Annotated in this window: 12 protein-coding genes; 6 read left to right on the top strand and 6 right to left on the bottom strand. The window is 61.0% G+C overall.

Annotated features, from left to right (window positions below):
• Window position 1: 1 nt before the first annotated feature.
• The 3 genes from aceF (at window position 2) to msrA (ending at window position 5,374) form a co-directional block, all read left to right on the top strand.
• The gene (gene aceF, locus PspR76_RS02560; protein WP_159953828.1) at window positions 2–1,642 is read left to right on the top strand and encodes a dihydrolipoyllysine-residue acetyltransferase; all 1,641 of its coding nucleotides are present in this window, start codon (window positions 2–4) and stop codon (window positions 1,640–1,642) included.
• Between the two features lie 317 nt (window positions 1,643–1,959).
• Window positions 1,960–4,653, top strand: a complete 2,694-nt coding sequence (locus PspR76_RS02555; protein ID WP_159953827.1) for a putative bifunctional diguanylate cyclase/phosphodiesterase — start codon at window positions 1,960–1,962, stop codon at window positions 4,651–4,653.
• A gap of 73 nt (window positions 4,654–4,726) precedes the next feature.
• Window positions 4,727–5,374: a peptide-methionine (S)-S-oxide reductase MsrA gene (gene msrA, locus PspR76_RS02550; protein WP_159953826.1), complete on the top strand. Its 648-nt coding sequence runs from the start codon at window positions 4,727–4,729 to the stop codon at window positions 5,372–5,374.
• A 130-nt stretch (window positions 5,375–5,504) separates the two neighbouring features.
• On the opposite strand, the gene PspR76_RS02545 is transcribed toward msrA, so the two are convergent.
• From PspR76_RS02545 to PspR76_RS02535, 3 genes are all read right to left on the bottom strand, one after another.
• Window positions 5,505–6,341 (bottom strand): 23S rRNA (adenine(2030)-N(6))-methyltransferase RlmJ, encoded by an 837-nt coding sequence (locus PspR76_RS02545; RefSeq protein ID WP_016975658.1) that lies wholly within the window; start codon window positions 6,339–6,341, stop codon window positions 5,505–5,507.
• 85 nt (window positions 6,342–6,426) lie between these two features.
• Window positions 6,427–7,152: a DUF4123 domain-containing protein gene (locus PspR76_RS02540; RefSeq protein WP_159953825.1), complete on the bottom strand. Its 726-nt coding sequence runs from the start codon at window positions 7,150–7,152 to the stop codon at window positions 6,427–6,429.
• Between the two features lie 15 nt (window positions 7,153–7,167).
• Complete coding sequence (locus PspR76_RS02535; protein WP_159953824.1) at window positions 7,168–9,177, bottom strand: type VI secretion system Vgr family protein; 2,010 nt, start codon at window positions 9,175–9,177, stop codon at window positions 7,168–7,170.
• Window positions 9,178–9,365: 188 nt separating this feature from the next.
• Between PspR76_RS02535 and PspR76_RS02530 the strand changes: the two genes are divergently transcribed.
• The gene (locus PspR76_RS02530) at window positions 9,366–9,854 is read left to right on the top strand and encodes a DUF2165 family protein (RefSeq protein WP_159953823.1); all 489 of its coding nucleotides are present in this window, start codon (window positions 9,366–9,368) and stop codon (window positions 9,852–9,854) included.
• A 78-nt stretch (window positions 9,855–9,932) separates the two neighbouring features.
• Here the strand turns inward: PspR76_RS02530 and putP are convergent, their stop codons facing one another.
• A complete protein-coding gene (gene putP / locus PspR76_RS02525) occupies window positions 9,933–11,417 on the bottom strand; it encodes a sodium/proline symporter PutP (protein ID WP_159953822.1) in 1,485 nt (494 codons plus the stop codon).
• A 464-nt stretch (window positions 11,418–11,881) separates the two neighbouring features.
• On the opposite strand from putP, the gene putA reads away from it, so the two are divergent.
• Both putA and PspR76_RS02515 read left to right on the top strand, forming a co-directional pair.
• Window positions 11,882–15,835: a trifunctional transcriptional regulator/proline dehydrogenase/L-glutamate gamma-semialdehyde dehydrogenase gene (putA, locus tag PspR76_RS02520; RefSeq protein ID WP_159953821.1), complete on the top strand. Its 3,954-nt coding sequence runs from the start codon at window positions 11,882–11,884 to the stop codon at window positions 15,833–15,835.
• 226 nt (window positions 15,836–16,061) lie between these two features.
• Entirely contained in the window at window positions 16,062–17,864 is a 1,803-nt protein-coding gene (locus PspR76_RS02515) for an acyl-CoA dehydrogenase (RefSeq protein WP_159953820.1), read from the top strand.
• Here PspR76_RS02515 and PspR76_RS02510 read toward each other — a convergent pair.
• Window positions 17,861–18,154: a cell division protein ZapA gene (locus tag PspR76_RS02510; protein WP_159953819.1), complete on the bottom strand. Its 294-nt coding sequence runs from the start codon at window positions 18,152–18,154 to the stop codon at window positions 17,861–17,863. The two genes, PspR76_RS02515 and PspR76_RS02510, sit on opposite strands and share 4 nt — an antisense overlap.
• Complete coding sequence (locus PspR76_RS02505; RefSeq protein ID WP_138817172.1) at window positions 18,151–18,381, bottom strand: hypothetical protein; 231 nt, start codon at window positions 18,379–18,381, stop codon at window positions 18,151–18,153. Before PspR76_RS02505 ends, PspR76_RS02510 begins: the two co-directional genes overlap by 4 nt.
• Window positions 18,382–18,485 lie beyond the last annotated feature (104 nt).

The raw sequence follows: 18,485 nt of genomic DNA, 5'->3' as shown, positions 1-18,485 counted from the left end.
TGTGAGCGAACTCATTCGCGTACCTGACATCGGCAGCGGTGAAGGTGAAGTAATCGAGCTGTTTGTGAAGGTCGGCGACAAAGTCGAAGCCGACCAGAGCATCCTGACCCTGGAATCGGACAAGGCGAGCATGGAAATCCCTGCCCCCAAAGCCGGTGTGGTCAAGAGCCTGAAAGTGAAGCTGGGCGACCGCCTGAAAGAAGGCGACGAACTGCTGGAACTGGAAATCGAAGGTGCCGCTGATGCGGCCCCTGCGCCAGCGCCTGCTGCCGCTGCTGCACCCGCACCTGCTGCTGAAAAACCTGCCGCTGCCGAGGCTGCTCCAGCCCCGGCCGCTGCACCTGCCGCCGCCTCCGTTCAGGACATTCATGTTCCGGACATCGGCTCGTCGGGCAAGGCCAAGATCATCGAGCTGCTGGTCAAGGTCGGCGACACTGTCGAAGCCGACCAGTCGCTGATCACCCTGGAGTCCGACAAGGCCTCCATGGAAATCCCTTCGCCGGCTGCCGGCGTGGTGGAAAGCATCGCGGTCAAGCTGGAAGACGAAGTCGGCACTGGCGACTTCATCCTCAAGCTCAAAGTACAAGGCGCTGCACCTGCCGCAGCACCCGCCGCCGCTGCGCCGGCGGCCAAGGCTGAAGCGGCTCCGGCTGCTGCGCCTGCGCCTGCTGCAAAAGCCGAGGCCGCACCGGCTCCTGCGGCTGCCGCACCTGCGCCAAGCGGTGCCAAGGTTCACGCCGGCCCTGCCGTGCGTCAGCTGGCCCGTGAGTTCGGCGTTGAGCTGAACGCTGTGTCGGCCACTGGCCCACACGGTCGTGTGCTGAAAGAAGACGTGCAGGTTTACGTCAAAGCCATGATGCAGAAAGCCAAGGAAGCGCCGGCTGCTGGCGGCGCGACCGGTGGTTCGGGCATTCCGCCGATCCGCACCGTCGACTTCAGCCGCTTCGGCGAAATCGAAGAAGTGCCGATGACCCGCCTGATGCAAATCGGCGCGGCCGGTCTGCACGCCAGCTGGCTGAATATCCCGCACGTGACCCAGTTCGACCAGGCCGACATCACCGACCTGGAAGCTTTCCGCGTTGCGCAGAAAGCCGTGGCCGAAAAGGCCGGCGTGAAACTGACCGTGCTGCCGCTGCTGCTCAAGGCCTGCGCGCATTTGCTCAAGGAGCTGCCGGACTTCAACGCCTCGCTGGCACCAAGCGGCAAGGCGATTATCCGCAAGAAGTACGTGCACATCGGTTTCGCGGTAGACACCCCGGATGGCCTGCTGGTACCGGTCATCAAGAACGTCGACCAGAAGAGCCTGCTGCAACTCGCTGCCGAAGCCGCTGCACTGGCTGCCAAGGCCCGCGACAAGAAGCTCACCCCGGACGACATGCAGGGCGCGTGCTTCACCATCTCCAGCCTCGGGCACATTGGCGGCACTGGCTTCACGCCAATCGTCAACGCGCCGGAAGTGGCGATCCTGGGTGTGTCCAAAGCAACCATCCAGCCTGTGTGGGACGGTAAAGCGTTCCAGCCGAAGCTGATGCTGCCGCTGTCGTTGTCCTACGATCACCGTGTGATCAACGGCGCCGCTGCTGCACGCTTCACGCAGCGTCTGAGCCAACTGCTGAACGACATCCGCACCATCTTGCTGTAAGCCTCAACGGGCCTCTGCTTCACCGCAGAGGCCTGGCTGCACCGATTTTCGAGCGCCACGCTCGTACCTCAACCCCGCCAATTGGCGGGGCTTTTTTTGGCCGGCTTTTTTGTAGGGGCAAAGGGCGTCGTACCTGCGTCAATGCGCCACCCATCACCTGGATTGCAGAAACCGCTCCGGCGGCCGATAACAGCCATATAGCACTTAGCCTTCATCCTCTCTTGTCAGTGCGTGCTGCATGATGCAACCTTGCCGCAGGCGACAGTAAAGAGGGCGTGAGCCCGGCGCCGTGCGCATTTTCCCAAGCGAGTTTCCCCATGAAAAGCCAACCCGATGTCGCCCGTATGGCGGCCGAGGTAGTGACGCAGTTACCGGTGCCCTCGCGCCTCGGTATGCTGCGTTTCGAGCGGCTTAATGAGGCAAGCTGGGCGCTGCTGTACCTCGACCCCAATTGCGAGCGCCAATTCGGTCTGCCGGCGATGGAACTGTGTGCATTGGTCGGCACACCCTACGCCAGCTTGATGGAACCTCAAGCGCGCTATCAGCTGCACGATGCGATCCAGCAGCAACTGACCCAGAGCCCGCATTACCTGGTGCGCTACACCCTGCACACCAATGACGGCCCGCTGAGCCTGCTGGAAATGGGCGAGGCCTACAAACAACACAACCGTCACCTGCTGCGCGGCTACCTGATGGTGGTCGACGGCCTGTTCAGCGAAATCCCCACCGCCGCCCCGACGGCCGACCTGGAAAACCAGAACAGCCGCCTGCAGATCGCCCTGGAACTCAACCAGCGCGCCCAGCAGGAACAATTGCAGCACCTGGAACGCGTGCGCGCCCAACAGGAGCTGATCCTGCTGCTGGCGCGCCAGCGCTACACCACGCCCAATTCGTTGCAGGAAGCCGCCGAGCTGATCACCCGCAGCGCCTGCGATATCTACCAGATCGATTGCGCGAGCATCTGGAACCTTGAAGGCCAGCGCCTGGTGCCGATCTCGGCGTACCACCGCGACGACCAACAACACCACTTGCCTGAAGCAATCGACGCCAGCGGCTTCCCGGACTACCTGGAAGCCCTGCATTCGAGCCGCGCCATCGACGCCACCCATGCGATGCGCGACCCGCGCACCCGGGAAATGGCCGAGAGCCTGCGCGCCAAGGATGTGCACGCCATGCTCGACGCCAGCATCCGCGTCGATGGCCAGGTGATCGGCGTGTTGTGCCTGGAACAACGCGGCAGCTCGCGTGCCTGGCAGGCCGATGAGATCGCCTTTGCCGGCGAGCTGGCGGACCAATTCGCGCAAGTGATCAACAACCACAACCGGCGCACCGCCACCAGCGCGCTGCACCTGTTCCAGCGAGCCGTGGAGCAAAGCGCCAACGCCTTTTTGCTGGTCAATTGCGACGGCGTGGTGGAGTACGTCAACCCCAGCTTCACCGCGATCACCCAGTACAGCGCCGAAGAAGTCCATGGCCATCGCCTGGCGCAGTTGCCGGCGCTGGAGAACCTCAGCGAACTGCTGTTCGACGCGCCGTCGAGCCTGGCCAAGAGCAACAGTTGGCAGGGTGAGTTCAAGAGCCGACGCAAGAACCTCGAACCCTACTGGGGCCAGCTGTCGATTTCCAAAGTGTATGGCGACAACCGTGAGCTGACGCACTACATCGGCATCTACGAAGACATCACCCAGACCAAGCTGGCCCAGCAGCGCATCGAGCGCCTGGCCTACACCGACAACCTGACCAACCTGGGCAACCGCCCGGCGTTTATCCGCAACCTCGACGAGCGCTTTGCCCGCGACAGCGACAGCCCGATCAGCCTGTTGCTGGTGGACATCGACAACTTCAAGCGGATCAACGACAGCCTTGGCCACCAAACGGGCGACAAGCTGCTGATCAGCCTGGCGCGCCGCCTGCGCAACAGCCTGAGTGCCAGTGGCAGCCTCGCGCGGTTTGCCAGTAATGAGTTTGCGGTGTTGCTCGACGACACCGACCTGGAGACTGGCCAGCAGGTCGCCAGCCAATTGCTGGCGACCCTCGACAAACCGATGTTCGTCGACAACCAGTTGATCAGTGTCACCGGCTCCGTGGGCCTGGCCTGTGCGCCTCTGCATGGCCGCGACCCGCAAACCCTGATGCGTAACGCCGGGTTGGCGCTGCACAAGGCCAAAGCCAACGGCAAACACCAGGTACAGGTGTTTACCGAGGCACTGAATGCCGAGGCCAGTTACAAGCTGTTCGTGGAAAACAACCTGCGCCGCGCCCTGACTCAGAACGAGCTGGACGTGTTCTACCAGCCCAAACTGTGCCTGCGCAGCGGCCGCTTGCTGGCCATGGAAGCGCTGCTGCGCTGGAACCACCCGGAAAAGGGCATGATCCGCCCTGATCAATTCATCAGCGTGGCAGAAGAAACCGGCCTGATCATCCCGATCGGCAAATGGATCGCACGCCAGGCCTGCCGCATGAGCCGTCAGCTGACCGCCGCAGGCATGGGCAATTTGCAGGTGGCGATCAACCTGTCGCCCAAGCAGTTCTCCGACCCGGACCTGGTGGCCTCGATTGCCACCATCCTCAAGGAAGAACAGTTGCCAGCCAACCTGCTGGAGCTGGAGCTGACCGAAGGCCTGCTGCTGGAAGCCACCGAAGACACGCGCCTGCAACTGGACCAACTGAAGAGTTTTGGCCTGACCCTGGCCATGGACGACTTCGGCACGGGTTACTCATCGCTGAGCTACCTGAAAAAATTCCCCATCGACATCATCAAGATCGATCGCAGTTTTATCCACGAAATCCCGGACAACCAGGACGACATGGAAATCACCTCGGCGGTTATCGCCATGGCCCACAACCTCAAGCTCAAGGTGGTGGCCGAAGGCATCGAGACCGCCGAGCAACTGGCGTTCCTGCGCCGGCATCGCTGCGATGTGGGCCAAGGCTACCTCTTCGACCGGCCGATCCCCGGTGCAGAGCTGCTCGAGAAGCTTAAACGCTACCCGCGCGGGCCAATCGCCTGACAGCGCTGTAACACTCGGGCACACTGGCTGTCTGAATCTTTACCGCTAACTCAACCTGACGAGAGGACTGATCATGGTCTTGCGCTCGGAAATTCTGGTGAACAAAAACGTGTTGCCCACTCAAGAACAAGCTTTGCCTGGCCGTGAAACCCCGATGGCGCTGCCAGAGACGCATTTCGTCAACGGCAACCCGCTGCTCGGCCCGTTTGTCGACAACGTAGAGTTCGCGATCTTCGGTCTCGGCTGCTTCTGGGGTGCCGAACGCCGGTTCTGGCAGCGCGACGGCGTGGTCAGCACTGTGGTCGGTTATGCCGGTGGTTACACGCCGAACCCGACGTACGAAGAAGTCTGCTCGGGCCTGACCGGCCATAGCGAAGTGGTACTGGTGGTGTTTGATCAAGACAAGATCAGTTACGAAGAGCTGCTCAAAATGTTCTGGGAACTGCACAACCCGACCCAGGGCATGCGCCAGGGCAACGACATCGGCAGCCAGTACCGTTCGGTGATCTACGCCGTGAAACCTGAGCACCTGGAAGCGGCGAAGGCCAGCGCCGAGGCGTATCAGGCTGAGCTGACCAAGGCTGGCCTGGGCACCATCACCACGGAAATCGAAGAAGCGCCGACGGTGTACTTCGCCGAGGCGTATCACCAGCAGTACCTGGCGAAGAATCCGCAAGGGTATTGCGGGATTGGCGGCACCGGCGTCACCTGCCCGATCTAAGGGCAGCGCCGATGATGATCGTTCCCACGCTCCGCGTGGGAATGCCGACAGGGACGCTCTGCGTCCGCTCTTGAGGCGTGACGCGGAGCGTCACAAGATACATTCCCACGCAGAGCGTGGGAACGATCAGTTACTCAGCGATAAGCCAATCCATCTGCCACCCGCCCTGGGTCTGGCCAAGTTTCTTGGACAGCCACGGCAGCAGTTCACGCAACTCCTCTTCCAGCCCCCACGGCGGGTTGGCAATCGCCAGGCCCGAGCCCGTGAGGGTATTGGGCGTGTCCAGCGGATGCACCAATAACTCCACCCGCAGCAACTTCGGCGCACCGGTGCCGGCCAGGTCCTGGTAGAAGCGACGCAACATGCGCTGGTCTTTCACTGGATACCAGATCGCTGCAACAGTCTGGCGCATGCGGCTGACCGCTTCCTTGAGGGACGCTGCACAGCGCTGCATTTCGTCGAGCTTTTCAAACGGCGGATCGATCAGCATCAACGCGCGCTTTTCCGGCACCGGCAGCAAGGCGCGCGGCACATGCCAGCCTTCGCCCAAATGCACTTTGACACGGCGATCGCCTTTCATGTTGTCCTTGAGCAACACGCCGTCTTCCGGGTGTTTTTCATTCAGCAGCACACGGTCCTGAGGCCGTGTGAGGCGGCGCGCCAGCTCCGGCGAACCAGGGTAGTAGCGCAACTGGCCATCCGGGTTCATCTCGTGCAGCACGCGCATGTAGTCGGCCGTCAGCGGCGGCAGGTCACTCTCGCCCCACAGGCGGGCGATGCCTTCCAGGTATTCACCGGTGCGGTTGGCCTGATCACCTTGCAGGTCGTACAGCCCGATCCCGGCGTGGGTATCGAGGTAGGCGAACGGCTGCTCCTTGCGCGACATCAAGGCGATGAGGCGGGTCAAGGTCAAGTGTTTGAAGACATCGGCGTGGTTGCCGGCGTGAAAGGCGTGACGATAATTCATGGTTGCTCCTGCGCAGGGGGCGAAGTTTACCTTCTACCGGAGCAAAGGGGCAGAGTGTGGCGAGCGGGCTTGCCCCGCGCTGGGCTCAATTCATCTCTAAGGTCAGGTACTCAGTCAGTGCTTCATGACTGATACCCGGCCTGCGCGCAAAGTAGGCGACCTTGTGGCGCAAGGTCGCAGGCGTGAAGGCGGTATACAGGTCGGGTCGCTGTTCTTCGAGCCATTGCAGCAGGTTGTCGATCAGCACGTGGGGTGATTGTTCCGCCAGATGCGCCAGTAACGAGGCAGGCACTTGCCACCATGGGCTGGTGTTGGCGGCCGTAACCGGGCCAGTCGCCACGACCAGCGGTTGGCCATTGATCAGATAGCGCTGGAATACCGGCAACACCTTCCCCGCCGCGTCACCCAACGTTTGCACAATCGGCTGCCATTGAGCGCCATCCCAGAAACGTAAAAATACCTGCTGGCCGTCAGGCAGCAACACCTTGGTCAGGCTTTGCAGGTGCGCCACCACGGTTTCCAGCGGGCTGGATGATACTGCCAGCCAGCCCCAATCCGTTGAGTCGGTGGTGGCGACCCAGTCGAGAAAGGCGCTGCCGGGCTCGATGACGGCAACGTAAGGCATTACTTCATTCCATTGCGCGTAGGCGCTGCCTGCCCAGATTGGCTGGGGCGGCAGTCCGACGGCCATGGCTTGCCAGGCGGCATAGGGTTTAGCGTCGCTGGCACTGCCCAATACCGCGAAAATTCGCTCATCGGGCAGCAAAGGAAATTCGGCCAGCCAGGTGTGTGGAGTCAAGGAGTGAGGCATACGGGTAAAATCCTTTTAAGGTCGAACCTGGGTGTGGTCGGCGATATCACATTGGCCGTTCTTGCAGCGCTCACACTCTTCGCAAAATGGCGCGCTGCGTTTCAGGCTGGCCACTTGCACGCGGCTGAGCGGTGCGGGAACAACCGCCGCCAGCGCTTCCTTGATGCCCGGTAGTAACGGCGCAGCTGCGGCAGCGGGTGCACCACCCAGTTGAATCGGCACGCTGCTGAAAATGCCGCCCGCCGACAGCGTGATCGACTGCCCGCCCGCCTGGATCGTAACGCTGGCACCGGCGTCGATAACAACGCTTTGCCCTGCTCCGATCTGAATCGTCCGCCCCGCGCGCATCTGCTGCGAACCACCGACCACCAGATGATCATCCTGCTTGAGCTCGGTGAGGCGGTTGCCATGGGTAATGCGCTGCTCTTCGCCTTGCAGCTCGTGATGCGACTCGCCGCCCACCTTCACCCGCCGTTCGTTATCGACCTGCACGTGCTGGTCATTCAGCACGTGCTGGGTCCAATCGCGCTGGGCACGCAGGTAGATTTCCTCGGCGCCCTTGCGGTCTTCAATGCGCAGTTCGTTATAGCCACCACCGCCAGGGCTGCTGTGGCTGCGCAAGATACTGCGGGTCTTGTCCGCCGGCAGGTCGAGGGGCACGGGGTTGGCCGCATTGGGCAGGCAACCCATCACCAGCGGCATATCTATGTCGCCATTCACGAAACCTACCAACACCTCCATACCGACCCGCGGGATCAGTACCGCACCATAACGGTCGTGGGCCCAGCCGCTGGCTACCCGCAGCCAGCAACTGGAGTGCTCATTGTGTTCGCCGTCGCGGTCCCAGGCCATCTGCACTTTGACCCGGCCGTATTCGTCGCAATGGATCTCACTGTCTGCTGGCCCTGTGACCACCGCGTTCTGGTAACCGGATATTTGTGGGCGGGACAGGATCAGCGGCGTTCGAAACGGCACATCCCAAGGTGTTGCATGAAAATCGTTGTTGTAGCCCTGAGGCGATTTATCGCCAGGGGCTGACTCCTCCAATACTTGAGGCTGCTGCCCCACATGGTACACATAGGTAACGAGCCACAAATCATTCCATTCCTGACGAGGGTGCCCGGTCATCTTCAAAAACTGCCCAGTGACCAAGGCCGGTTGGTCGCTGAAACCGCTGGCTTTTCGGTAATCGCTGCGATGACGTTCCAACCGGCGCTGCGCCTGGTACTTGCCATGCTCGCGATCCGTGAAGTATCCGGGGTAAAGCTGCTCGCCCAGGGCGGGCCGTTGCTCGCCGGATGCTGCACTTTCCAATACAAGTTTCGGCTTCTTGAAATCGTAGTCGCGCAGATCTACACCGGTCGTGCGGGTTTCCAGTGCCAGGGTAAAGCGCTTGATCGCAGGCGCATCGGCAACCATCCCAGTACCGGGCGAGTAAGGGGTGGTTTGATCCTGTTGGATAAAGACACTCTGGTCATCGCCGAACACCAATAGGTGACGCTCAGGGCTGTGCTGGAAGTGGTAGTGAATGCCCGACTCGTCACACAAGCGTTGAATGAACTCAAGGTCGGTTTCACCGAATTGAACACAGTACTCACGTTCGGGGTACTTGCCACTTAGTTGAAACGCGAAGGTGTCAGCCTGGATCGACTGGGCCTCCAACACCCGTGCAATGATCTGGGGCACAGTCTGTTTCTGGAAAATCCGCTGGTGCGTACTGTGATGCAGATAAGCCAACTGCGGCACCAAGGTGATCTGGTAACGGGTAAGACGCTTGCCCGCATCGCCCTGGGCCACCTTATATACCAGGCCGTGAATACCGTGGCCATCAGCGTCAAACCCCAGGAAAGCCTGACGGTGCATCAGACTTTCAAGGTCAAGATCGGCTTGTTCGCTGACCAGCTCAAGATCAAAGCTAAAGGGCAGGCTAAGAAATTCATTGCCCGAGAACCCATAGACCTTCAGATCGCTGGGCTGCCCATCGAGGGTCAGGGTAAACGCGCTTTCATTGGCAGGAGCGAACATCCGGTGTTTCTCTGCGAGGGGGTGGGCGGTCGATTCTGCACCAGCTTTTTGCCCTCCTGAGCGCCGCGCGGCCAAATCAGTATGTTCCTACGCCATGAGTGCCCGATTCTTCATGTTCCCTGCGTCGAAAGCACGCCACCGCCGTGCTAGCGTAATTGTCCCTTTCTCGCCGGATCACTGGAAAAAGCATGGCCATCCGCTACGCAAAAATCATCTTGACCCTCGCCCTAGCCGCCTTCGCCAGCATGGTTGCGTTCAACAACATCACGGACTACGGCTCCAACTTCGCCTTCGTCCAACACGTGTTGAGCATGGACACCACGTTCCCTGGTAACGCGGCCATGTACCGCTCAATCACTACGCCATGGCTGTGGCACGCGGCCTATGCGCTGATCATCCTGGGAGAGGCGCTCTGCGCGCTGTTGCTGGCCTGGGGTGCGCTGTCTCTGTGGCGCGCACGACACGCCAGCGGTAGCGACTTCAACCGCGCCAAAGCCCGCGCAACCACCGGCCTCGCCCTCGGCTTTGTGGTGTGGTTTTTTGGTTTTATGGTGGTGGGCGGGGAATGGTTCTTGATGTGGCAATCCCATCAGTGGAACGGCCAGGAAGCGGCGTTCAAGTTCTACATGGCGATTCTGGGCGTGCTGATTTTTCTTAATCAAGCGGATGCTGACTGAACCCGCCATAAAAAAGGCCCGCCATCCGTAGGATGCGGGCCTTTTCTTCAACTCAACGGGCGATAGGCACCCGAAGAATTACTTGTTGAGGTTGTAGTCTTTTTCCGCAGCATCAAAACGCTCGACCATACCGGCAGTCGGTGCGCCCAGCTTGCTGACGACGTAGATCGCCAGGCTGGCAAAGATGAAGCCAGGGATGATTTCGTACAGGCCCAGCAGCTCGAAGTGCTTCCACACAATCACCGTCACCGCACCGACCAGGATGCCGGCCAGTGCGCCGTTGCGGGTCATGTGTTTCCAGATCACCGAGATCAGCACCACAGGCCCGAACGCGGCGCCGAAACCGGCCCAGGCGTAGCTCACCAGGCCCAGCACGCGGTTGTTCGGGTTGGCGGCCATGGCGATGGCGATCAGCGCCACCAGCAACACCATGGCGCGGCCGACCCACACCAGTTCAACCTGGGAGGCGTTTTTGCGCAGGAAGGTTTTGTAGAAGTCTTCGGTCAGCGCGCTGGAGCACACCAGCAGTTGGCAGCTCAGGGTGCTCATCACCGCCGCCAGAATAGCCGACAGCAGCACGCCGGCAATCCATGGGTTGAACAGCAGCTTGGCCAGTTCGATGAACACGCGTTCGTGGTTCTCGTTGACCGGGCCGGCCACTTCCGGGTGCGCCGAGAAGTAAGCGATACCGAAGAAACCCACCGCCACGGTGCCGCCCAGGCACAGGATCATCCAGGTCATGGAGATGCGGCGTGCCTTGGCAATCGACTTCACCGAATCCGCCGCCATGAAACGCGCGAGGATGTGCGGCTGGCCGAAGTAACCCAGGCCCCAGCCCATCAGCGAGATGATGCCGATGAACGTGGTGTTTTTCAGCATGTTGAAGTTGTCAGGGTTCTTGGCTTCGATCGCCAGGAAGGTGGTGTCGACGCCACCGGTGGCCAGCAGCACGATGATCGGCGTGAGGATCAGCGCGAAGATCATCAGTGTGGCTTGCACAGTATCTGTCCAGCTGACTGCCAGGAAACCACCGACGAAGGTGTAGGCAATCGTCGCGGCAGCACCGGCCCACAGCGCCGTCTCGTAGGACATGCCGAAAGTGCTTTCAAACAGACGGGCACCGGCGACGATGCCGGACGCGCAATAAATAGTGAAGAACACCAGGATCACCACTGCAGAGATGATCCGCAGCAGGCCGCTTTTATCTTCGAAACGGCTGGAGAAATAATCCGGCAGCGTCAGGGCGTCGCCGTTGTGTTCGGTCTGCACCCGCAAGCGGCCAGCGACGAACAACCAGTTCAGGTACGCGCCGACGATCAGGCCAATGGCGATCCAGCTTTCCGACAGGCCGGACATGTAGATCGCGCCCGGCAGGCCCATCAACAACCAGCCGCTCATATCGGAGGCACCAGCCGACAACGCGGTGACCACACTGCCGAGGCTGCGACCGCCGAGGATGTAATCGGAGAGGTTGTTGGTGGAGCGATAGGCCATGAAGCCGATCAGCACCATTGCTGCGATGTAGATCACAAACGTGATCAGGGTGGGGTTGCTAACGCTCATAAGAAGTGACGCCCTGGCTTTGTTTTTATGTAGCGACGGTCTGAGTCAGACGGCCACCCGTGGATAACCGGGTAGACGAAACTGCGTGCCGTGCATTTATGACTGGCGTTTCCCCAGGAAAGCCGCCAGCCGATGAACCGAACCTTGCAGCTGGTTGCACCTTGGGCGCGAATGCTATTCAACAAAGTAAATAAGGTGCAACCAGTTTCTTGAGAATAAGTTGCACCTGGGTATGTTTAGGGCAAAACATCGGTTTTTTGCTCCTTTTCGGAGCAAGAACAGCCGATCTCAGAAGCAAACGCACCAAGGAGGAGCGGATTCCGTCGAAGGCCGGATTTTTTCCCGATCACGATCAAAAAAATCCTGAACAATTTGGGTTGCACCCGGTTGCACCTCTGCATGCGCAAAGCTAATCTTGCCGCCAGCAGATGCCACGCAGTAGTGGCACCCATGAGGATAAAAAGATGGCTACGACCACCCTTGGGGTCAAACTCGACGACCCAACCCGCGAACGCCTCAAGGCCGCCGCGACCTCCATTGATCGCACGCCGCACTGGCTGATCAAGCAGGCGATTTTCAATTACCTGGAGAAAATCGAGGGTGGTGCAACCCTGACCGAGCTCAATGGCTCGGGCAACAAGGACGCTGAAGACGCAGGCGAAGTCCAGCCGGACCACGCCCACCAGTGCTTCCTGGAGTTCGCCGAAAGCATCCTGCCGCAATCGGTATTGCGCGCCTCGATCACCGCCGCCTACCGCCGCCCCGAGCCGGAAGTGGTGCCGATGCTGATCGAGCAGGCACGCCTGCCTCAGCCGATGGCTGAAGCGACTAACAAGCTGGCCGCCTCGATTGCCGAAAAATTGCGCAATCAGAAAAGCGCCGGCGGCCGTGCCGGCATTGTTCAGGGCCTGCTGCAAGAATTTTCCCTGTCGTCCCAGGAAGGCGTGGCATTGATGTGCCTGGCCGAAGCGCTGCTGCGCATCCCGGACAAGGGCACCCGCGACGCGCTGATCCGCGACAAGATCAGCACCGGCAACTGGCAGCCGCACCTGGGCAACAGCCCGTCGCTGTTCGTCAATGCCGCCACGTGGGGCTTGCTGCTGACCGGCAAACTTGTGGCCACGCACAACGAGGCAGGCTTGACCTCGTCCCTGAGCCGCATCATCGGCAAGAGCGGCGAGCCGATGATCCGCAAGGGCGTCGACATGGCCATGCGCCTGATGGGCGAGCAATTCGTTACCGGCGAAACCATCGCCGAAGCCCTGGCCAATGCGAGCAAGTTCGAAGCCAAGGGCTTCCGCTATTCCTACGACATGCTCGGCGAAGCCGCACTGACCGAACACGATGCCCAGAAGTACCTGGCCTCGTACGAACAAGCCATTCACTCCATCGGCAAAGCCTCTCACGGCCGTGGGATTTATGAAGGCCCGGGCATTTCCATCAAGCTCTCCGCCCTGCACCCGCGTTACAGCCGTGCGCAGTACGAGCGCGTGATGGATGAGCTGTACCCGCGCCTGCTTTCGCTGACCTTGCTGGCCAAGCAGTACGACATCGGCCTGAACATCGACGCCGAAGAAGCCGACCGCCTTGAGCTGTCGCTGGACCTGCTCGAACGCCTGTGCTTCGAACCGCAATTGACCGGCTGGAACGGCATCGGTTTTGTGATCCAGGCGTACCAGAAGCGCTGCCCGTATGTGATCGACTACGTCATCGACCTGGCGCGCCGCAGCCGCCATCGCCTGATGATCCGCCTGGTGAAAGGCGCGTACTGGGACAGCGAGATCAAGCGCGCTCAGGTCGAAGGCCTGGAAGGCTACCCGGTGTACACCCGCAAGGTGTACACCGACGTTTCCTACATCGCCTGTGCACGCAAACTGCTGTCGGTGCCGGAAGCCATCTACCCGCAGTTCGCCACGCACAACGCCCACACGCTGTCGGCGATTTACCATATTGCCGGTCAGAACTATTACCCCGGCCAGTACGAGTTCCAGTGCCTGCACGGCATGGGTGAACCGCTGTACGAGCAGGTTGTAGGCAAAGTTTCCGAAGGCAAGCTGAACCGTCCGTGCCGCGTGTACGCACCGGTCGGCACCCACGAAACATTGCTGGCTTACCTGGTGCGTCGCCTGCTGGAAAACGGCGCCAACACCTCGTTCGTCAACCGCATTGCCGACCACACCATCTCGATCCAGGAGTTGGTGGCCGACCCAGTGGCCAACATCGAGCAGATGGCAACGCTGGAAGGTGGCTTCGGCCTGCCGCACCCGCGTATTCCACTGCCGCGTGAACTGTATGGCAGCGACCGCGCCAACTCGGCGGGCATTGACCTGGCCAACGAACACCGCTTGGCGTCCCTGTCTTGTGCCTTGCTGGCCACCGCGCATAACGACTGGAAAGCCGCGCCGATGCTGGGCTGCGCCTCCAGCAATGAAGCCGCTGCACCGGTGCTGAACCCGTCCGACCTGCGTGACGTGGTCGGCCATGTACAGGAAGCCACCGTCCAAGACGTCGACAATGCGATCCAGTGCGCCATCAACGCCGGCCCGATCTGGCAGGCTACCCCGCCCGCCGAACGCGCCGCGATCCTGGAGCGTGCCGCCGACTTGATGGAAGGCGAGATTCAGCCGTTGATGGGCCTGTTGGCCCGCGAAGCCGGCAAGACGTTCGCCAACGCCATCGCCGAAGTCCGTGAAGCCGTAGATTTCCTGCGCTACTACGCGGTGCAGGCGCGCAACGATTTCACCAACGACGCCCACCGCCCGTTGGGCCCGGTGGTCTGCATCAGCCCGTGGAACTTCCCGCTGGCAATCTTCAGCGGCCAAGTCGCTGCGGCACTGGCTGCCGGTAACCCGGTATTGGCCAAGCCTGCGGAGCAAACCCCGTTGGTGGCGGCACAAGCCGTACGCATTTTGCTTGAAGCCGGTATTCCGGAAGGCGTGCTGCAACTGCTGCCGGGCCAGGGCGAAAGCGTCGGTGCGCGCCTGGTGGGTGATGATCGCGTCAAAGGCGTGATGTTCACCGGCTCCACCGAAGTCGCGCGCCTGCTGCAACGCAGTGTCGCCGGTCGTCTGGATGCCCAGGGCCGCCCGATTCCGCTGATCGCCGAAACCGGCGGCCAGAACGCGATGATCGTCGACTCTTCGGCGCTGACCGAGCAAGTGGTGATCGACGTTGTTTCGTCGGCTTTCGACAGTGCCGGCCAACGCTGCTCGGCCCTGCGCGTACTGTGCCTGCAGGAAGATTCGGCAGACCGTGTAATCGAAATGCTTAAAGGCGCAATGGCTGAATGCCGCCTGGGCAACCCGGAGCGCCTGTCGGTAGACATCGGGCCGGTGATCGACGCCGAAGCCAAGGCCGGTATCGAAAAACACATCCAGGCCATGCGCGACAAAGGCCGCAACGTGTACCAAGTGGCAATCGCCGATGGCGAAGAGATCAAGCGCGGCACCTTCGTGATGCCAACCCTGATCGAGCTGGAAAGCTTCGACGAACTGCAACGCGAGATCTTCGGCCCGGTGCTGCACGTGGTGCGCTACAAGCGCAAAGAGATCGACCAGCTCATCGCGCAGATCAATGCCTCCGGCTATGGCCTGACCCTGGGCGTGCACACCCGCATCGACGAGACCATCGCCAAGGTGATCGACAACGTGCATGCCGGTAACGTGTATGTGAACCGCAACATCGTTGGCGCTGTGGTTGGCGTGCAGCCATTCGGCGGCGAAGGCCTGTCGGGCACTGGCCCGAAAGCTGGCGGGCCGTTGTACCTGTACCGTTTGCTGTCGACGCGTCCTACCGATGCCATCGAACAATCCTTCGTACGTGGCGACAAGCTGGCCGCACCGGACGTGCGCCTGCGCGATGCCATGAGCCAACCGCTGACCGCCCTGAAAACCTGGGCCGACAGCAATAAGTTCAGCGAGCTGAGCGCGCTGTGCAGCCAATTCGCCGCGCAGTCGCAAAGCGGTATCACCCGCCAACTGGCCGGCCCGACTGGCGAGCGCAACAGCTATGCGATCCTGCCCCGCGAGCACGTGCTGTGTCTGGCGGACGTCGAAGGCGACCTGCTGACGCAACTGGCGGCAGTGCTGGCCGTAGGCGGTTCGGCGGTATGGCCGGAAACTGACCTGACCAAGGCATTGTTCCCACGTCTGCCGAAGGACGTTCAGGCGAAGATCAAGCGCGTGGCTGACTGGACCAAGGACGAAGTGGTGTTCGACGCAGTCTTGCACCACGGCGACTCCGACCAACTGCGTGCGGTGTGCCAGCAAGTGGCGCAACGTGGTGGCGCGATTGTTGGCGTGCATGGTTTGTCGCAAGGTGAGACGGCGATTGCGCTGGAGCGCCTGGTGATCGAGCGGGCGTTGAGTGTTAACACCGCTGCGGCGGGCGGTAACGCCAGCCTGATGACCATCGGCTAACTGACGAAACGCGGTCAAAATGTGGGAGCTGGCTTGCCTGCGATAGCGGCGGGTCAGTGACAAAGGTGTCGGCTGGTACTGCCTCATCGCAGGCAAGCCAGCTCCCACATTGACCGCATCCCACCTTCGGCCCTCGTTCTGCCTCTGCATCACGCAAATCAATCTTGCTATCCAGCCTCTATTCGCGCACTTAGACTCAGGCCTATCCCAACACAGGTAAGCCGCCATGTCCGAGACGCTGCTCAGTTCCCGCAATCTGGCTTTCGAGCTGTACGAAGTCCTCGATGCCGAGGGCCTGACCCAGCGCGAGCGGTTTGCCGAGCACAACCGCGAGACCTTCGATGCGGCCATCAGCACCGCGCGCAGCATTGCCGAAAAGTACTTCGCGCCGCATAACCGCAAGAATGACGAAAACGAACCGCGCTATGAAGACGGCCAGGCGATCCTGATTCCGGAAGTGAAACCGGCCGTGGACGCGTTTCTCGAAGCGGGCTTTCTCAACGCCGCGCGCAGTTTCGAAGCAGGCGGCATGCAGCTGCCGACGTTGCTGTCCCAGGCATGCTTTGCGCACTTTCAGTCGGCCAACGCGGCTTCGACCTCCTACCCGTTCCTCACAATGGGCGCGGCCAACCTGATTGAAAGTTTCGGCACCGAGGAGCAGAAGCAGCGCTTCCTGCAACCGATGATCGACGGCCGCTTCTTCGGCACCATGGCGTTGACCGAGCCGCATGCCGGCTCGTCCTTGTCGGATATTCGTACACGGGCAGAGCCTGTGGCTGACGGCACTTATCGGCTCAAGGGCAACAAGATCTTCATCTCCGGTGGCGACCATCCGCTGTCGGAAAACATCGTGCACATGGTGCTGGCCAAGCTGCCGGACGCGCCAGCCGGGGTGAAGGGCATTTCGCTGTTTATCGTGCCCAAGTTCCTGGTCAACGAGGATGGCAGCCTGGGCGCGCGCAATGACGTGCTGTTGGCCGGGCTGTTCCACAAGATGGGCTGGCGCGGCACCACGTCCACGGCGCTTAACTTCGGCGATAACGATCATTGCGTCGGCTATCTGGTAGGCAAACCGCACCAGGGCTTGAGCTGCATGTTCCAGATGATGAACGAGGCGCGCATCGGCGTGGGCATGGGCGCAGTCATGCTCGGTTATGCCGGCTACCTCTACTCGCTGGAATACGCCCGCGAACGCCCGCAAGGTCGCCTGCCGGACAGCAAAGACCCCAGCACCGCGCCGGTCTCGATCATTCAGCACGCCGATATCAAGCGCATGCTGCTGACTCAAAAAGCCTACGTGGAAGGCGCCTTCGACCTCGGCCTGTATGCCGCGCGGCTGTTCGATGACACCACCACCCTGGAAACCGACGCCGAACGCAAGCAAGCCCACGAACTGCTGGACCTGCTCACGCCTATCGTCAAATCCTGGCCATCGGAGTTCTGCCTCAAGGCCAACGAGCTGGCGATCCAGATTCTCGGCGGCCATGGCTACACCCGCGAATACCCGGTGGAGCAGTACTACCGCGACAACCGCCTGAACCCGATCCACGAAGGCACCCACGGCATCCAGTCGCTGGATTTGCTCGGGCGCAAGCTCGCGCAGAATGGCGGTGCGGGCCTCAAGCAATTGATCCGTTTGATCGCCGAAACCGGCGCACGGGCGCAGCAGTACCCGTCACTCACGGCCCTGCGAGAACCTCTGGAGCAGTTGGTTAATCGCCTGCAAAGCGTGACGATTGGCCTGCTGACGGATCTCGCCCAGGGCAAGGTCAACAGCAGCCTGGCAAATTCGGCGCTGTACTTGAAGGTGTTCGGGCACACGGTGATTGGCTGGCGCTGGCTGGAACAGGCGATTCGCGCCGAGGAAGGCTTGGCCAAGGGCCATACGGCGGATGTTGCCTTCTATAAAGGCAAGCTCCAGGCCGCTCGGTACTTCCTGACCTGGGAAGTGCCGAGCTGCCATCATGAACTGGCGATTCTGGAGGCACGCGATGACACGTGCCTGGGGATGCAGGATGCGTGGTTCTAAGGCGTTCCGATCGCCTTGGAAATCACTTCGACCGTGGCGCTGACTTGCTCTTGGTAACGGTCGAGTTCCTGCTGGTGATGCTTTTGCATTTCGATCTGCTCGGCGCACAGGTTCAGCGCGGCCAGTACCAATAATTTGTCACCGATCAGGGTCGGGTACTTTTTCTTGGTGGTGGCCAGGGAGGCCTTGAGCATGGTCACGGCGTGCATCAGGGTTTGATCTTCCCCTTCCGGCGCCTTGATCGAGTAATCCTCTCCGAGAATCGAAACGACCTTTATCCCTTCATTCATGCGCCGACAGGACCTGCGCTCACACGCTCAACCAGAGCCTGGATGCGCGCGGCAGTGGCGCCGTGTTTTTCTTCCTGTTCCATCAGGTTCAGTTGCAGGCTGTCGTTTTCATCCTTGGCACGGGCCAGTTCCGCCTTGAGGGATTCATTGCTGCCGAGCAGGTCCTGGTTTTGTTGTACGAGGTCAGTGACAAGCTGTTCAAGCTGGCTGAGGGATGCTTCTAACATTTTGATTTCTCGGGCTTTTTCAAAGGGCGGTGACGATAAAGAAAAATCACCTCGGAAGCCAGGGTTATCCCCGGCGCGCAGCCCGTTTTTTAAGGGCCGGGCCG

Origin of the sequence: Pseudomonas sp. R76, assembly GCF_009834565.1 — a bacterium.
GTDB lineage: Bacteria > Pseudomonadota > Gammaproteobacteria > Pseudomonadales > Pseudomonadaceae > Aquipseudomonas.
The sequence above is the reverse complement of the archived record's forward strand: the minus strand, read 5'-3'. Positions and strand labels throughout refer to the sequence as shown.

Excerpts from the sequence above, each read along its gene's own strand:
- PspR76_RS02510 (WP_159953819.1), bottom strand. The coding sequence starts at position 18,154 with ATGAATGAAGGGATAAAGGTCGTTTCGATTCTCGGAGAGGATTACTCG.
- PspR76_RS02530 (WP_159953823.1), top strand. The coding sequence starts at position 9,366 with ATGGCCATCCGCTACGCAAAAATCATCTTGACCCTCGCCCTAGCCGCC.
- putP (WP_159953822.1), bottom strand. The coding sequence starts at position 11,417 with ATGAGCGTTAGCAACCCCACCCTGATCACGTTTGTGATCTACATCGCA.
- putA (WP_159953821.1), top strand. The coding sequence starts at position 11,882 with ATGGCTACGACCACCCTTGGGGTCAAACTCGACGACCCAACCCGCGAA.
- PspR76_RS02545 (WP_016975658.1), bottom strand. The coding sequence starts at position 6,341 with ATGAATTATCGTCACGCCTTTCACGCCGGCAACCACGCCGATGTCTTC.
- PspR76_RS02515 (WP_159953820.1), top strand. The coding sequence starts at position 16,062 with ATGTCCGAGACGCTGCTCAGTTCCCGCAATCTGGCTTTCGAGCTGTAC.
- PspR76_RS02540 (WP_159953825.1), bottom strand. The coding sequence starts at position 7,152 with ATGCCTCACTCCTTGACTCCACACACCTGGCTGGCCGAATTTCCTTTG.
- PspR76_RS02535 (WP_159953824.1), bottom strand. The coding sequence starts at position 9,177 with ATGTTCGCTCCTGCCAATGAAAGCGCGTTTACCCTGACCCTCGATGGG.
- PspR76_RS02505 (WP_138817172.1), bottom strand. The coding sequence starts at position 18,381 with ATGTTAGAAGCATCCCTCAGCCAGCTTGAACAGCTTGTCACTGACCTC.
- msrA (WP_159953826.1), top strand. The coding sequence starts at position 4,727 with ATGGTCTTGCGCTCGGAAATTCTGGTGAACAAAAACGTGTTGCCCACT.
- PspR76_RS02555 (WP_159953827.1), top strand. The coding sequence starts at position 1,960 with ATGAAAAGCCAACCCGATGTCGCCCGTATGGCGGCCGAGGTAGTGACG.